The 14,546-nt window shown below is 65.8% G+C and carries 14 protein-coding genes and 2 tRNA genes; 6 read left to right on the top strand and 10 right to left on the bottom strand.

Annotated elements, in window-relative coordinates; all coding sequences use genetic code 11:
• The first annotated feature begins 16 nt into the window (after positions 1-16).
• Entirely contained in the window at positions 17-1,375 is a 1,359-nt protein-coding gene (locus B2V17_RS13455; RefSeq protein WP_292998528.1) for an MFS transporter, read from the top strand.
• On the opposite strand, the gene B2V17_RS13450 is transcribed toward B2V17_RS13455, so the two are convergent.
• Positions 1,372-1,716 (bottom strand): arsenate reductase family protein, encoded by a 345-nt coding sequence (locus B2V17_RS13450; RefSeq protein ID WP_292998526.1) that lies wholly within the window; start codon positions 1,714-1,716, stop codon positions 1,372-1,374. The genes B2V17_RS13455 and B2V17_RS13450 overlap by 4 nt on opposite strands.
• 146 nt (positions 1,717-1,862) lie before the next feature.
• Here B2V17_RS13450 and B2V17_RS13445 point away from each other — a divergent pair, with 146 nt between their 5' ends.
• Positions 1,863-3,941, top strand: coding sequence for a TonB-dependent receptor (locus B2V17_RS13445; protein ID WP_292998524.1), 2,079 nt, complete (start codon positions 1,863-1,865; stop codon positions 3,939-3,941).
• A 79-nt stretch (positions 3,942-4,020) separates the two neighbouring features.
• Here the strand turns inward: B2V17_RS13445 and B2V17_RS13440 are convergent, their stop codons facing one another.
• The 6 genes from B2V17_RS13440 to B2V17_RS13415 all read right to left on the bottom strand — a co-directional run bounded on the left by B2V17_RS13440 (position 4,021) and on the right by B2V17_RS13415 (position 9,023).
• Positions 4,021-4,557: a (2Fe-2S)-binding protein gene (locus tag B2V17_RS13440; protein WP_292998522.1), complete on the bottom strand. Its 537-nt coding sequence runs from the start codon at positions 4,555-4,557 to the stop codon at positions 4,021-4,023.
• 14 nt (positions 4,558-4,571) lie between these two features.
• Positions 4,572-5,345, bottom strand: a complete 774-nt coding sequence (locus B2V17_RS13435; protein ID WP_292998520.1) for a class II aldolase/adducin family protein — start codon at positions 5,343-5,345, stop codon at positions 4,572-4,574.
• Positions 5,346-5,387: 42 nt separating this feature from the next.
• Positions 5,388-7,433: a TonB-dependent receptor gene (locus B2V17_RS13430; RefSeq protein ID WP_292998518.1), complete on the bottom strand. Its 2,046-nt coding sequence runs from the start codon at positions 7,431-7,433 to the stop codon at positions 5,388-5,390.
• Positions 7,408-7,483, bottom strand: a tRNA-Thr gene (locus B2V17_RS13425). Before B2V17_RS13425 ends, B2V17_RS13430 begins: the two co-directional genes overlap by 26 nt.
• A gap of 17 nt (positions 7,484-7,500) precedes the next feature.
• Positions 7,501-7,574: transfer RNA gene (locus B2V17_RS13420), tRNA-Cys, on the bottom strand.
• Positions 7,575-7,637: 63 nt separating this feature from the next.
• On the bottom strand, positions 7,638-9,023 hold the full coding sequence (locus B2V17_RS13415) for an RNB domain-containing ribonuclease (protein WP_292998516.1): 1,386 nt from the start codon (positions 9,021-9,023) through the stop codon (positions 7,638-7,640).
• A 145-nt stretch (positions 9,024-9,168) separates the two neighbouring features.
• Between B2V17_RS13415 and B2V17_RS13410 the strand changes: the two genes are divergently transcribed.
• Together B2V17_RS13410 and B2V17_RS13405 are read left to right on the top strand one after the other, a co-directional pair.
• Positions 9,169-10,281 (top strand): S-(hydroxymethyl)glutathione dehydrogenase/class III alcohol dehydrogenase, encoded by a 1,113-nt coding sequence (locus B2V17_RS13410; protein WP_292998514.1) that lies wholly within the window; start codon positions 9,169-9,171, stop codon positions 10,279-10,281.
• 13 nt (positions 10,282-10,294) lie between these two features.
• The gene (locus B2V17_RS13405) at positions 10,295-10,675 is read left to right on the top strand and encodes a VOC family protein (RefSeq protein ID WP_292998512.1); all 381 of its coding nucleotides are present in this window, start codon (positions 10,295-10,297) and stop codon (positions 10,673-10,675) included.
• On the opposite strand, the gene B2V17_RS13400 is transcribed toward B2V17_RS13405, so the two are convergent.
• On the bottom strand, positions 10,668-11,480 hold the full coding sequence (locus tag B2V17_RS13400; protein WP_292998510.1) for a DUF7544 domain-containing protein: 813 nt from the start codon (positions 11,478-11,480) through the stop codon (positions 10,668-10,670). The two genes, B2V17_RS13405 and B2V17_RS13400, sit on opposite strands and share 8 nt — an antisense overlap.
• A gap of 67 nt (positions 11,481-11,547) precedes the next feature.
• Between B2V17_RS13400 and lipB the strand changes: the two genes are divergently transcribed.
• Both lipB and B2V17_RS13390 read left to right on the top strand, forming a co-directional pair.
• Positions 11,548-12,216, top strand: coding sequence for a lipoyl(octanoyl) transferase LipB (gene lipB / locus B2V17_RS13395; RefSeq protein ID WP_292998757.1), 669 nt, complete (start codon positions 11,548-11,550; stop codon positions 12,214-12,216).
• Positions 12,217-12,220: 4 nt separating this feature from the next.
• Positions 12,221-12,508, top strand: a complete 288-nt coding sequence (locus B2V17_RS13390) for a hypothetical protein (RefSeq protein ID WP_292998508.1) — start codon at positions 12,221-12,223, stop codon at positions 12,506-12,508.
• Here the strand turns inward: B2V17_RS13390 and B2V17_RS13385 are convergent, their stop codons facing one another.
• Both B2V17_RS13385 and B2V17_RS13380 read right to left on the bottom strand, forming a co-directional pair.
• A complete protein-coding gene (locus tag B2V17_RS13385) occupies positions 12,509-13,393 on the bottom strand; it encodes an HpcH/HpaI aldolase/citrate lyase family protein (RefSeq protein ID WP_292998506.1) in 885 nt (294 codons plus the stop codon).
• 15 nt (positions 13,394-13,408) lie between these two features.
• Positions 13,409-14,512, bottom strand: a complete 1,104-nt coding sequence (locus tag B2V17_RS13380) for an alkene reductase (protein WP_414690813.1) — start codon at positions 14,510-14,512, stop codon at positions 13,409-13,411.
• Between the last annotated feature and the right edge of the window lie 34 nt (positions 14,513-14,546).

The following is a 14,546-nucleotide window of genomic DNA, read 5'->3' as shown; positions in this document are numbered from 1 at the left end:
GCTTAGCGACAAAACGATGAACCGAGCGGACCCAACCCGACTGGACAGCACGGGCGCCGGCACGGCCAGCTTGCCGAGCGGGCGGCTGGTGCTGCTGTTCACCGTCTCGCTGGTCACCGCCGCCGGCAACACCGCGATGCAATCGGTGATGCCCTCGATCGGCACCGCGCTGAAGGTCCACGATTTCTGGATCAGCCTGGCCTATACCTGGTCGGCACTGCTGTGGATGATCTGCGCCCCGATGTGGGCCCGCCGGTCCGATCGGCGCGGCCGCAAGGCGATGATGGCGATCGGCCTGACCGGATTCATCTTCAGCTTCGGGCTATGCGGTCTGGCGCTGTGGCTGGGGCTCAACGGAATTCTTTCCGCGATCGGCACCCTGATCCTGTTCGCGGTATGCCGTTCGCTCTACGGCGGGTTCGGTTCAGCTGCGCCGCCGGCGGTTCAGGCCTATGTCGCAAGCCGGACCAGCCGGGTCGAGCGGACCAAATCGCTCTCGCTGATCTCCTCCAGCTTTGGCCTGGGGACGGTTATAGGGCCGACCCTGGCGCCGTTCTTCATCTTGCCCGGCGTTGGGCTGGTCGGGCCGTTCCTGGCCTTCACCCTGATCGCGGTGGCCGTGCTGATCGCGCTGCGCCTGCGCCTGCCCGACGATACCCCGGCCTATGCCGCCAAGGGCGACGTGATCGCCGCGCCGTTCAGCGCCAGCTCCGACAGCCGGCCGATGCCTAGCGACAGTGACGAGGGCGCAGTAACCGAATCCGGTGCAGTGCCCAAGCTCAGCTGGTTCGACCAGCGGCTGCGGCCCTGGATGATCGCTGGCCTGCTGGGCGGCCACGCCCAGGCCGCGGTGATGGGGCTGGTCGGCTTCCTCGTGCTTGACCGGCTGGGACTGCGCGCAAATCCCAGCGAAGGCGCTGGTCCGGTCGGCCTGGTCATGACCTCTGGTGCGCTGGCCACGCTGCTGGCGCAATGGGGCCTGATCCCGGTCCTGCATCTGGGCCCGCGCGCATCCTGCCTGTGGGGAATTTCGCTGGCCGCCGTCGGTGCCGCGATCCTTTCGGTTGCGGGCAACCTCCATGCGATCACGATCGCCGTGGCGCTGATCTCGCTGGGCTTTGGCCTTTTCCGTCCGGGCTTTACCGCCGGGGCCTCGCTGGCGGTCAGCCGGGCCGAGCAAAGCCAGTCGGCCGGGATCGTCGCTTCGGTCAACGGCGCGGCCTATATCGTCGCTCCGGCAATCGGGGTCTGGCTCTATGGTCATTCACCGTGGATCGGCTTTGGCGTCATAGAGCTGCTGTGTCTGGCCGTGGTAGTGCTGGGCCTGAAAGGCCTGACCCGCGACGACGATCTGATCGGCCAGCGCCGGACCTAGAGAATCTCGAGCACCCTGTCCTGCGGGCGGCAGAGCCGCACGCCCTTGTCAGTCTCGACCAGCGGACGCTCGATCAGCTTCGGTTCGGCAACCATCGCCGCCAGTACCACCGAATCGCTGGCCTCGGGCAAGCCGCGCTCATCCGCATCGGTGCCGCGCAGGCGCAGGCCCTGCTGCGGGGTAAGGCCGGCGTCGCGATAGAGCTGCGCCAGCTTTGCGGCGCTCGGCGGATCGACCAGATATTCGACCACGGTCAGCTCCACGCCGGGGCTTTCCTGCAGAATCGTCAGCGTCTTGCGCGAATTGCCGCAAGCCGGATTGTGCCAGATGGTCGCTTTCATCGCCGCCTCCTTGGTTGCTGCCGCGCGCCTAGACCGGGACCGCGGCGATGAAAAGTGGCCGCCGCCAAATTTGATTCTTGTCAATGCGAGTCATTCTCATTATCGGCACTTTCGTTCTTGCAAATCATTCGCAATAAGGATTGTCCATGCCCTCCTCGCTCCGTCTCCGTCTTGTCCTGGCCGCCACCGCCGCACTGGCCAGTGCGGGCTGGGCGGCGCCGGCGCGGGCTGAAGACGAGGCACCTACGATCATCGTCTATGGCCGCTCCGATGGCTATGACCTCGACAAGACCCCGACAGCGACCAAGACCGATACCCCGCTGGTCGACGTACCCCAGGCTGTCACGGTGATCAGCCGCGAGCAGTTGGACGACCAGGGCATCGTCACCCTGGGCGATGCGCTGCGCTTCGTGCCCGGGGTGACCCTCGGCCAGGGCGAAGGCCACCGCGACCAGATTACCCTGCGCGGACAGAGCAGCACCGCCGATTTCTTCGTCGACGGGATCCGCGACGACGCGCAGTACTACCGCCCGCTTTACAATATCGAGCGCGTTGAAGTGCTGAAAGGCGCCAATGCCCTGATCTTCGGCCGCGGCGGCGGCGGCGGGGTGATCAACCGGGTGTCCAAAGCGCCCGAGTTCGACCGGCTCAAGGGCTCGGTCTCCGGAGGGGTCGATACGCTTGGGGCCTGGTCCGGGGCCGTCGACCTTGGCGCACCGCTGGGCGAGAACCTCGGCCTGCGCTTCAACACCACTTACGAAGCCTTCAACAACCACCGCCAGGACTATGAAGGCCACTTCTTTGGCGTCACCCCCACGCTGGGCGCGAAGCTGGGCGAAGCGACCACCGCGACCTTGACCTACGAATATGTCGAGGACCGCCGCCTGACCGATCGCGGCGTGCCTTCGCGCGGCGGTCTGCCGCTGACCGGCTATGACGAGACCCTGTTCGGCTCACCCGCAACCAATTTCAGCGAGGTGACCGCGCACCTGGTCCACGGGCGGATCGACCACGAATTCTCGGGCAGCCTGAGCGCCAACATCTCCGTGCAATATGCCCATTACGACAAGTTCTATCAAAACGTCTATCCGAACGCGCCCGTCAACACCGCGACCAACACCGTGGTCCTTGCCGGCTACAACAGCGGCGCCGTGCGCGAAAACCTGATCGGCCAGGGCAACCTGGTGTGGAAGGGCGATACCGGCGGGATCGGCCACACCCTGCTGCTCGGGTTCGAGGCCGGCGACCAGTCAACCCTGGCCGACCGCCATAATGCCGTGTTCCCATCGGGCGCGACCGTTACGCTGGCCGAGCGGATCACCGTTCCTCTGGTGACTTTCCCCACTTTGACGAGCGCCAGCAATTCCGACGCCAGCTTCTGGTCGGTCTATGCCCAGGACCAGATCGACATCGGCGATCACGTCAAGATCGTCGGCGGACTTCGCTATGACCGCTTCAAGATCAGTTCGGTCAACCTCGTCAACGGCTTTGCCGGAGATCGGACCGACGGCAAGTGGTCTCCGCGAGTCGGCCTGATCCTCAAGCCGCGCGAAAACGTTTCGTTATACGCCAGCTATGCCAAGAGCTTCCTGCCGCAGTCTGGCGACCAGTTCACCGTTCTTGATGCGACCACCGAAGCACTGGCGCCCGAAGAGTTCCGCAATCTCGAAGCCGGGGTGAAATGGGACATCAGCGATGCTCTGGCCTTTACTGGCGCCGTTTTCCGGCTGGATCGCAACAACACCCGTGCCACCGATCCGGTCAGCGGTCTGGTCGTGCAAAGCGGCAAGAGCCGGACCGAGGGACTCGAGCTCGCGCTGGTCGGCCATCTCGCGCCGGGGCTGGACCTGTCGCTTGGCTATGCGTTTCAGGATGGCGAAATCAGCGCCACCACCGCTGCCGCCCCGGCCGGCCGCAAGCTGGCGCAACTGCCGCGCCATCAGGCCTCGGGCTGGGCCCGTTACAATTTCTCCAAGCGGTTCGGTCTTGGCCTCGGCGTGATCCACCAGTCGAGCCAATTCGCGACGATCAGCAACACGGTGCGCCTGCCGGCCTTCACCCGGATCGATGCGGCGGCGTTTCTGAACCTGACCGACACAGTCAGCCTGCAGGTCAATGTCGAGAACCTGACCGACGCCGACTATTTCCCGGCAGCGCACACCGACAACAACATTTCGACCGGCAAGCCGCTGAACGCCAAGGCGACCCTGCGGGTGAAGTTCTAGTTTCCTGCGTCCAGACCCGGCGCAGGGCCGGAGCCGCTGGCCTAAGCCCCCTCCCCCCCCGGCCGGCGGCTCCGAAAATTCAATCGGCCTTGATCGCCGGAACCGCCTGCGCAGCATCCTGCGGGGTGATCCCGGGGGCCGGCGCGGCGCTGATCGTTTCGACCCGGCGCATCACCCGCCCGGCGCGCTGGATCGCCCGGACCAGCCGCGGATAGACACCGCAGCGGCACAGGTTGGGCACGGCGGCAGCGATATCTTCCGGAGTCGGATCGGCATTGCGGGCCAGCAGCGCCGCCGCCGCGATCGCGATGCCCGGCGTGCAATAGCCGCACTGGATCGCCTGTTCGGCCACCAGCGCCTGCTGCACCGGGTGCGAGCGATCGGGCGAGAGACCCTCGATCGTGGTCACACTGCGCCCCTCAACCTCGGCCAGGGTGACCAGGCACGAACGCAGCGCCTCGCCATCGATCAGCACCATGCAGGCCCCGCAATCGCCCGCCCCGCAACCATATTTGGTTCCGGTCAGGTTGGCGGCATCGCGCAGCGCCCAGAGCAAGGGCGTCTGCACATCCATCTTGAACTCGACCGGCCGGTCGTTGACGGTCAGGCGGGGCATTCAGCGAGCCTGGATCAGTCGCGCCAGGAGCGGTCGATCTTGTCGACCGCGCGGACCCAGGCCTCGAAATCGGCCGCGCCGGGCTGCGTCCCCGGAACCTGCGATTCATGCAGGTCGCGCTGGTGCACTGCAATCACCTCGTCCGGCACGACCAGCGGCTGGCCCGCCGCCATGGTCGCCAGCTGGATCTCGCAGGCCCGCTGCAACGACCAGTGCATCACGAAGATTTCCGGAATCGAGCGACCGAGGATGACCGGACCATGGTTCTTGAGCATCAGGATCCGCTTGTCGCCCAGGTTGGCCAGCAAGCGTTCGCCTTCCTCGGCCCGGACCGTCACGCCTTCGAATTCGTGATAGCCGATCCGCCCGGCAAAGTTGCAGGCGTAGAAATTGACCGGCTGCAACCCGCCCTCAAGGCTCGAAACCGCCATGGTCGCAGTGGTGTGGGTGTGGCAGATCGCGTGGGCCCAGGGCACATGGCGATGGAAATAGCTGTGCTGCACGAACCCGGCCTTGTTGACCGGATAGGGGCTGCCATCGAGCGTGTTGCCGTCGATGTCGATCTTGACCAGGTTCGATGCGCAAACCTCGGAATAGAGCAGCCCGAAAGGGTTGATCAGGAAGGCCCCTTCCTCGCCCGGAACCTTGACCGAGATGTGGTTGTAGATCGATTCCGACCAGCCGAGATGATCGAATACCCGGTAGCAGGCGGCCAGTTGCTGGCGCAGCTGCCACTCCTCCTCGCTGCAATCGATGTTCCTGCTGTGCATGCTGAGGTGGGTGGCCATGGCGCTCTCTCCGGTATCGTTTCGCCACTGACCTTAGAGCGATCAGCGCCCGATGGAAATCCGCAATCCGGCCCAGATCGTGCGCGGCGCGCCAAGATCGATCGATCCGGCCTGGTTGCGGGTGACGATCTCGGCGTCGGTCAGGTTCTCGCCGCGCAGGACCAGCGACACCCGTTTGGTCAGCGGCACCGAGACCACGGCATCGAGCGTGGTGACTGCGGGCAGCCGGTCGGTCTCGAGATCGTCCTCATACTGCGCCCCGGTATGGCGCAGCGTCGCCGCGAGCAGCCAGCCTTCGCCCGGCCGCCAGGCCAATGTGGTGCTGGCCGCAAAGTTCGGGACCTGCGCCGGGCGCTTGCCGTTCAGCCCGGCGGAAACGCCGCTGCCTTCAACCTTGGCGTCAATCAGCGAAAGCGAGCCATCCCAGCTGACCTGCCCGACTCGCGCCTTGGCGACCAGCTCGATCCCGCGTGAATGGACCGCATCGACATTGCGGCGTTCGCGCAGGTTCGGCCCGATTGTGACATTGGCGATCGCGCCCTTGACCTTGTTGTCAAAGGCCGTCGCTGACAGCTCGATCGGACCGGTCTTCAGATCGAACCCGGCTTCGAAACCGAACAGGTCCTCGTTGGCCAGCGCGGCATTGGCGCGGGTGGTGACCGGGAACACCACGAAGGGTCGGTACAATTCGTTGAGCGTCGGCTGGCGCAGGCCGTTGTAGACCGAGCCGCGCAGCGACAGCCCTTCGCTGAGGCCCAGCAAAGCCCCGCCGCGCAGCGACAGGTCCCAGCCGGCCCGGTACGGGAACGCGGAATTGGCGGTGATCAACCCGGCCGCGTTGCTCTCCACGAACCGGCCATCGCGAACCGACCAGCGATCGAGCCGCGCCGAACCGGTCAGCCGCAGCGGGCCAAGCTGACGGTCATGTTCGGCATAGAACCCCAGGTCATCGTTGGTGCCCCCGGCCCGGCGCCGTGCGGTGACCGCACCGGTCACCCCGCTGTAGGCTACTTCCTGCATCTCGCCCTCGGCCCGGCGCCAGTCGATCCCCAGTCGCAGCGAATGGTCGGCATCGACCGGTGGGCGCAGCTCAAGCTTGCCGCCGAGACCGGTCGACGGCGTCGCGCGCTGGTCCAGCGTCTTGCGGAACGAGGTCGAGGAAATCACCACATTGGAATAGTCGCGGGCCTGGACGTAGCCGAGCACATCGAACTGCCAGTCGCCCCGTCCGACCAGCCGCAGCGAAGCATCCTGCCCGCCCTGAAAGCTGTCCGCCCCGGCAAAGCGCAGGGTGCGGTGGTCTTCGTAAAGCAGCACCCTGGCCTGAAGCTCGAGATCTGGGCTGACCGGAACCACCGTCCGCAATGAGCCCGACCAGCTGTCAAACCGCGCCCGAACGCTCGCCGGTACCCGCTGCGCCATAGGAGTGGTCCAGAACCCCTGTCCCCGGTCCCACCGCCCGCTGACTACGGCATAGCCGCCGCCCAGCCCAGGCGCGAGGCTGGCCGAAAGCTCGCTCTCGCTGCGGTCGTTGGCCAGCAGCCCGGCCTCGGCTAGTGGCAGGCCGACCGGATTGGCGCTGACCATATCGACCGTACCCGCCACCGCGCCCGCCCCGAATGCGCCTGATCCGCCGCCGCGGATCAGCGTCACCCGGTCGAGCCGCTCGAACGGCAAGGCCGAGAACGGGACATGGCCAAAGAACGGATCGGTTACCGGCACCCCGTCAAGCACCACCAGCGTCCGGCTCGAGGCATTGCCCCCCAGCCCGCGCTGCGTTACGCCTTGCGCGGTCGGATTGGCCGAGCGGCTGTCCGAGCGGCGGAACTGCTGGAACCCGGCGAAACCGCCCAGCACGTCCTCCAGCCGCCCCGAAGCCGAAGCCGCAGTCCGGTCACGCTCGACGACGATCGCTGAATAGGCCGTCAGCATCGGCGAGGGATCCAGCCCCCGCCCGGTCACGACAATCTCGCGCTCTTCCTCGGCAGCCTCCTGCGCAAACGCCGGCGGCCCGACCGCCGCAGCGGCCAGCAGCAATGCTACCTTTATGATCGCGCGGGAGTGGTGCCGCTTACGTGACTCGAACACGTGACCCCATCATTACGAATGATGTGCTCTACCAACTGAGCTAAAGCGGCGAACCAACTTTCGATTGTGGAGGCCCGAGCCGGAATCGAACCGGCGTAAACGGATTTGCAGTCCGGTGCGTAACCACTCCGCCATCGGGCCTCACCCCCGTTTTACCGAGAGGACCGCGCCACTAGCCGAGGCAGCGCGGAGGTGCAACTCGATTCATGCGATCCGGGCGAACCGCACTTCGCGGCGCCCCGGGTCGGCGCTTTCGAGCCGGACCGTGATCCGCTCGCCCGGCTGGACCCGGCGCGCAGTGGTCCGCGCCACCACCGGCAGGTCGCACAGCTGGAAACGGGCGCCGCTTTCGCCCTGGTCGGTGATCACGGCCTGGAAATCCTCGCCCTCGCGGCCAGAGAGGATCGCCGCTTCGGCCAGATCGATCACCGCGCGCTCGATCTGGCTGGAGCGCGCGCCGGCCTTGCCCATCACCGGGCCGAGCCGCTGGAATGCGGCTTCGACCCCGTCCGGGACCGGCTGACCATTGGCGATCGCCAGCGCGGCGCGGATCACATAGCGATCGGCCAGCCGCCGCAGCGGCGCGGTCATGTGGCAATAGGTGGCGGCCATCGCGGCGTGCCAGGGGATCACCCCTTCGCGGTAAGGCACATAGCCGGCCCCGTTGCCGGCCCGGCGCACCGCCAGCATGAAGGCGGCGGCGCGCGGTTCCTGCGGATCGAGCAGGCGCTCGAACTGGGCGAGGCTGGCTTCGCGCGGCCAATCGAGCCCGAAGGCCTCGGCAGTATGGCGCAGCCGCGCCTCGGCCTGGGGCGTCGGCCCCTCCATCACCCGGAACAGGCCGGTCCGGGCGGCGAACAGCGCATCGGCGACCGCCAGGTTGGTGGCGAGCGAAAGCGCTGCGTTCTGCCGTTCGGCCAGGGCGAGGGGCCGCAGCTGCAAGGTGAAATGGCCAGTGGCGTCTCGCTCCACCTCCTGCTCGGGCGGATCGACCCGGGCCGCGCCGCGCGCATCATCGGCCTCGCTGATCCGGCGCGCCAGCTCGTCAAAGCCGTCGGGAAGTTCAGCGGGCTGGACCGAATCGTAGGCCAGCTTGGCGCGGCTGTGGATCAGCCCGCGCTCCACGCCCTGGAGCACCGCCTTGCCGGCCGGATCGATCCGGCTGGTGAAGATAACCGCCGGGCGCGGCCCGTCAGGCAGCAGGCTGGCCGCACCCTCGCTCAGCACGCGGGGATAGAGCCCGGCCTTGCCATCGGGCAGATAGGTCGTCTCGCCCCGCAGCCAGGCTTCGGTATCGACCGGATCGCCATCGCCAACGAACCACGGCACATCGGCAATCGCATAGTGCAGCAGAATATCGCCGCCGGCGCGCTCGATCGCGAAGGCCTGGTCGAGGTCGGTCGAGCTGGCCGGATCAAGCGTGACGAACGGCCGCGCGGTCCAGTCGGCATGGTCCGACGGATCGCGGCGCGCGGCTTGCTCGGCCGCGGCTTCGGCCTGCGGAGGAAAATGCGCCGGTACCTGAAACTGCGCGCGGATCGCGGTCAGCCCTTCGGCCAGCAGTCGATCTGGATCGCTGATTGCTTTCATCGCTTTGGGCTATCCTTTTGGCGGCCGCTTGCCAAGCGCATGCCTTTTCCGCATTGCGCGGCTGCGGGCATTGACGGCGGTTTGAGCAGGGCGGTAAGCGCCCGGCAACAGCATCCGGACCGGAATGGAAGAGGAGTTCGCCACAATGAAGACACGTGCCGCCGTCGCGTTTGCACCCAAGCAGCCGCTCGAAATCGTCGAGGTCGATCTGGAAGGCCCCAAGGCCGGCGAAGTGCTGGTCGAAATCATGGCGACCGGGATCTGCCATACCGATGCCTACACGCTCGACGGGTTCGACAGCGAGGGGATATTCCCCTCGATCCTCGGCCACGAAGGCGCCGGGATCGTGCGCGAGGTTGGCCCGGGGGTAACCTCGGTCAAGCCCGGCGATCACGTGATCCCGCTCTACACCCCGGAATGCCGCCAGTGTAAGTCGTGCCTCAGCGGCAAGACCAACCTCTGCACCGCGATCCGCGCGACCCAAGGCCAGGGGCTGATGCCCGACGGAACCAGCCGGTTCAGCTACAAGGGCGAAACGATCTTCCACTACATGGGCTGCTCGACCTTCAGCAACTTTACCGTCCTGCCCGAGATTGCCTTGGCGAAGATCCGCGAGGACGCGCCGTTCCAGACCAGCTGCTACATCGGCTGCGGGGTGACCACCGGGGTCGGTGCGGTGATCAACACCGCAAAGGTCCAGGTTGGCGACAATGTTGTAGTCTTCGGGCTCGGCGGAATTGGGCTCAACGTGATCCAGGGCGCGCGGTTGGCCGGTGCGAGCAAGATCATCGGGGTCGACATCAATCCCGACCGCGAGGAATGGGGCCGCAAGTTCGGGATGACCGACTTCCTCAACTCCAAGGGCATGAGCCGCGAGGATACCGTGGCCAGGATCGTCGCGATGACCGACGGCGGTGCGGACTATACCTTCGATGCCACCGGCAACACCGAAGTGATGCGCACCGCGCTGGAAGCCTGCCACCGCGGCTGGGGCACCTCGATCATCATCGGCGTGGCCGAGGCCGGCAAGGAAATCGCCACCCGCCCATTCCAGCTGGTGACCGGCCGCAACTGGCGCGGGACCGCGTTCGGCGGGGCCAAGGGCCGCACCGACGTGCCCAAGATCGTCGACATGTACATGACCGGCAAGATCGAAATCGACCCGATGATCACCCACGTGATGGGGCTGGAGGAAATCAACACCGCCTTCGACCTGATGCACGCCGGCATATCGATCCGCAGCGTCGTCGTTTTCTAAGAGGAGAGAGATCATGTTTACCCACGTAATGGTTGGCACCAATGACATCGCCAAGGCCAAGGCATTCTACGATGCGACGATCCAGGCGATCGGCGGCAATGCCGGGGCCGAGTTCAACGGCCGTGCCTTCTACAGCCACAACGGCGGCAACTTCGGTGTTGGCGCGCCTGCCGATGGCGGCGCGGCAACCCATGCCAATGGCGGAACGATCGGCTTTGGCGCCCAAAACAAGGAACAAGTAGATGCCTGGCATGCCGCTGGCCTTGCCAATGGCGGGACCTGCGAAGGCGAACCTGGGCCGCGCCCCGGCGCACCGGGCAATGCTTACGGTGCCTACTTGCGCGACCCCGATGGCAACAAGGTCTGCGCGTTCTGCCAGCTAGGGTCTAATTGAAAACGTCTGCGCGCGATGCCTCGCCGCCGGAGAGGCGGCGGTGCATCGCCGCGATCGCGGCGATTACATAGACCGTGAATGCTGCACCCAAAGTGGAAGAGGTGGCTGCGCCGGTCAGCTCAATCGCTCGTCCGCCGCCGAACAACCCGGCGATCAAGCCAGTCACGATCCCGAGAACGATCGCTGCAACAATAAAAGCAATGAACAGCATCAGCATGAACAGCAGGATGCCCCCAACATTGCCTGCCGTCAGATCCCACGACCGTTTGAGCACAGCCAAGGGGTTGCGGACGCGCTCAATCGCGATCACCGGCAGCATCATCGCCAATCTGAGCGAGGCATAAATCACGCCAACGGCCGCAACCAATCCGAGCAGCACAGCCAGCCCGACCGAACCGCTTCCTGCCGCAATGCCAACCAGCACTCCAGCGATAACCGTCAGCACAAGCCCAAAGATTAGCTGGGTGCCGATGTACGGCAACATTCCTTGAAGCCCCTCGCGCAGCGCGTCACCAACGGTTGTCCGGCCTGACCTGGCCAGCAAGGCAAAAGCGGCAAGTTGGCCCAGCGCCTGAACCAGCACCATCGCCAGCAACCAAGGCGCAGCACTGGCGTAGAAGTCTGTCATCATCTTGTACATCCGCTCGGGCGAATCGCCGGGCTGGGGCTGCGGTGCGGGCATAAGCAGTGTGAATGCGAAGCTGGGCAGCAGGAAGAATACCCCGGCCAGCGCTGCAAGTACTTCCTTGTTGGCGCGCACGAGTTCGGTTGCCTCGTTCCAGATTGCGCCGATATCAAGCTTCATGATCAAGACCCCGTTTGGCTGGTTGGCACTTGATAACCACAGCAATTGCCGCCACGCAACTCGGGTGATGACCGGACCACTCTCGCCTTCGATCGAATTGCGCCGTGATGGCGAGCCGGTGCCTTATCGCACAGCCCTTGAATCGATGACCGATCGCAACGCGGCAATTGCCGCCGGGACCGCGCAAGAGCTGATCTGGCTGCTCGAACATCCTCCTGTCTATACCGCCGGAACCAGCGCCGCCGCGGGTGAACTGCTCGATCCGCGCTTTGAAGTGGTCGAAGCCGGGCGCGGCGGACGCTACACCTATCACGGGCCGGGCCAGCGAGTCGGCTATGTCCTGCTCGACTTAAAGACCCGCGCGCGCGACGTGCGCGGCTTTGTCCATGCGATCGAGGGCTGGGTGATCGATACCCTGGCCGATTTCGGCGTGGAAAGCTGGCGCGCGCCGGGCCGGATCGGGATCTGGACCCGTGACATCGACGGGCGAGAGGCCAAGATCGGCGCGATCGGGGTGCGGGTCCGGCGCTGGGTGACGATGCACGGCTTTTCGGTCAACATCGCGCCCGATCTGTCCCATTTCGGCGGGATCGTGCCCTGCGGGATCGACGAATTCGGCGTGACCAGCCTGGCCCGGCTGGGCGTGGCAGTTGATTTCGACAGCTGGGATAGGGCATTGCTGGCGCGCGCCGACCAATTCCTGGCCGCGCTGGACCGGCCTTGCCCGGTGGAGTGACTGTATGAACCTTCGGATTGTGCCGCTTGCCTTGGTCCTGACCTTGTCCGCCTGCGGCGGGGAGAATGGCAATAAGGCCCAGAGCGGCACGGCCCAAGGCGAGGTCCTGCCCGGTTCGGTCAGCGATGCGATGATCGCGGTCGATCAGGTCAAGTCGCAGGCTCCGCTCGCACCAAAGAGCGAAAACGGGGACAAGAAGGACGACAAGACCAAGCCGAGCACCAAGGAAACGACCGCCGTAGCGGCTGCGCCGCCCCCCGACGAACCGGAAGCCGAACCCGCAACCGAGTAACTATTCCTCGATCCCGAGCAGCCGCTGTGCCAGCTTGAGGTGTGGCCGGTCGATCATCCGCCGGTCGATTTGCAGTGCTCCGGCTTCGGGATTGGCTTGAAAGGCAGATACGATCGCCCGAGCTTCTTCCAGCTCAGCCTCGCTGGGGGTAAAGGCGGCATTGATCACCGGAACCTGCGCGGGGTGGATCGCCAACATACCCGAGAAGCCGTCCGCCCTGGCCATTTCCGCCACGCGGCGCAGACCGTCCTCGTCAGCGAAATCCGCATGCAGGGTGTCCAACGCGAAGACCCCGCGGGCATGGGCGGTCAGCAGCGTCTGGATCCGGGCAAAGCGGAAGGCGTCGGTCCAGTTGCCCTGATCGTCGCGCTTGCGGCTGGCGCCAATCGCCGCGGAAAGGTCTTCCGCGCCCCAGGTCAGCCCGGCCAGGCGCGGCAGCGGGGCGCTGGCATAGGCGGGGATTGTAATCGCGGCCTGGGCGGTCTCGCTCACCAGCGGCAGGATCTTCGTCGAACCCGCCTGAACTCCGCTACGGCCCTCGAGCTCGTAGAGTTCGGCCCCGAGTTGCTGAACCGATTCGGGCCCGGCGCTCTTGGGTAGCATGATCCCGTCGGGCGCGCCCGGCAGCACCGCGATCAGGTCTTCGCGCCACTGCCGGCTGTCGAGCGCGTTGATCCGCACCCAGCGGCCCATCCGCTTGCCGCCGGTCACCTGCGACCGGTGCATGCCAAGCCAGGCGGCGGTAAGTTCGCGCGCCCGCTGCTTGTTGGATGAAGCGACCGAGTCCTCCAGATCGAGGATGATCGCATCGGCGCCGGTCGCGGCTGCCTTGGAAAGCTTCTTTTCGCTGTCGCCCGGGATGAACAGCCACGACCGAAGTGCCATGATCAAACCCTTGTTCTACGCGGTTTCGAGTGCCGGATAGTCGATGTACCCTTCCGGTCCTGGAAGATACCAGGTTTTCGGCACGTTAACATTTGGCGCCCAATCCGCGCCCAGCCGGATCCGGGTCGCAAGGTCGGGATTGGAAATGTACGGCCTGCCAAAGCTGACTGCATCGCAGCGGCCTGAGCTGACATCGGCATCGGCCTCGGCGGCGGTATAGTCCGAATTGAGCACCAGCGGCCCGGTGTAGAGCGAGCGGATCAGCGCGTCTTGCTGAGGCACATCTGTGCGGCCGAAGGTGCCCTGCGGCCCCGGCTGGCGCAGTTCGACGAAGCCGAGCCTCAGCTCTTCGCAGACCCTGGCCGCAGCCCCGAACACGCTGGCCGGATCGGGATCGTCGCAGCCCTGGGTCTCGCCGTTGGGCGAAAGCCGGATCGATACCCGTTCTGCGCCCCACACACCGATCAGCCCTTCCAGTACTTCACGCATGAAGCGGGTGCGGTTTTCCGGGCTGCCGCCGTATTCGTCGGTCCGCAGGTTGCTGGAGGCGCGCAGGAACTGGTCAACCAGATAGCCGTTGGCGCCGTGCAACTGGACCCCGTCGAACCCGGCATCCTTGGCGATCTGCGCGGCATGGGCATAGTCGCCGACGATCCGGGCGATGTCGGCCTTGGTCGCTTCGCGCGATTGCTCATAGGGCTTGCGCCCGGTCGGGGTATGGGCGTGGTCGGGGGCAGTGGTGGCACTGGCCGAAACCGGCGCTTCGCCGCCCAGGAAATCGGGGTGCACCAGCCGGCCCATGTGCCACAGCTGCAGCACGATTTTGCCGCCGACCTGATGGACCGCTTCAGTGGTCAGCTTCCAGCCATCGCGCTGCGCTTCGCTCCAGGCGCCCGGCGCGGCGGGCCAGCCCGAACCTTCGACGGTAATTCCAGTTGCCTCGCTGATGATCAGCCCGGCATCGCTGCGCTGGCGATAATATTCGGCGATCATCGCATTGGGGATCATCCCCGGGTCGGACCGTCCGCGCGTCAGCGGGGCCATCAGGATGCGGTTCTTCGCGTCGATCGCACCAAGCTGGATCGGCAGAAACAAGGCGTCGTGCAAGAATCCCTCCATCAATTTCATTTTGCAATTCGATGCCGAGCGCTAA

The sequence above is a fragment of the Novosphingobium sp. UBA6272 genome (genome assembly GCF_002440635.1).
GTDB lineage: Bacteria > Pseudomonadota > Alphaproteobacteria > Sphingomonadales > Sphingomonadaceae > Novosphingobium.
Note: the sequence above shows the minus strand (reverse complement) of the source record. Positions and strands in the feature narration are given on the sequence as shown.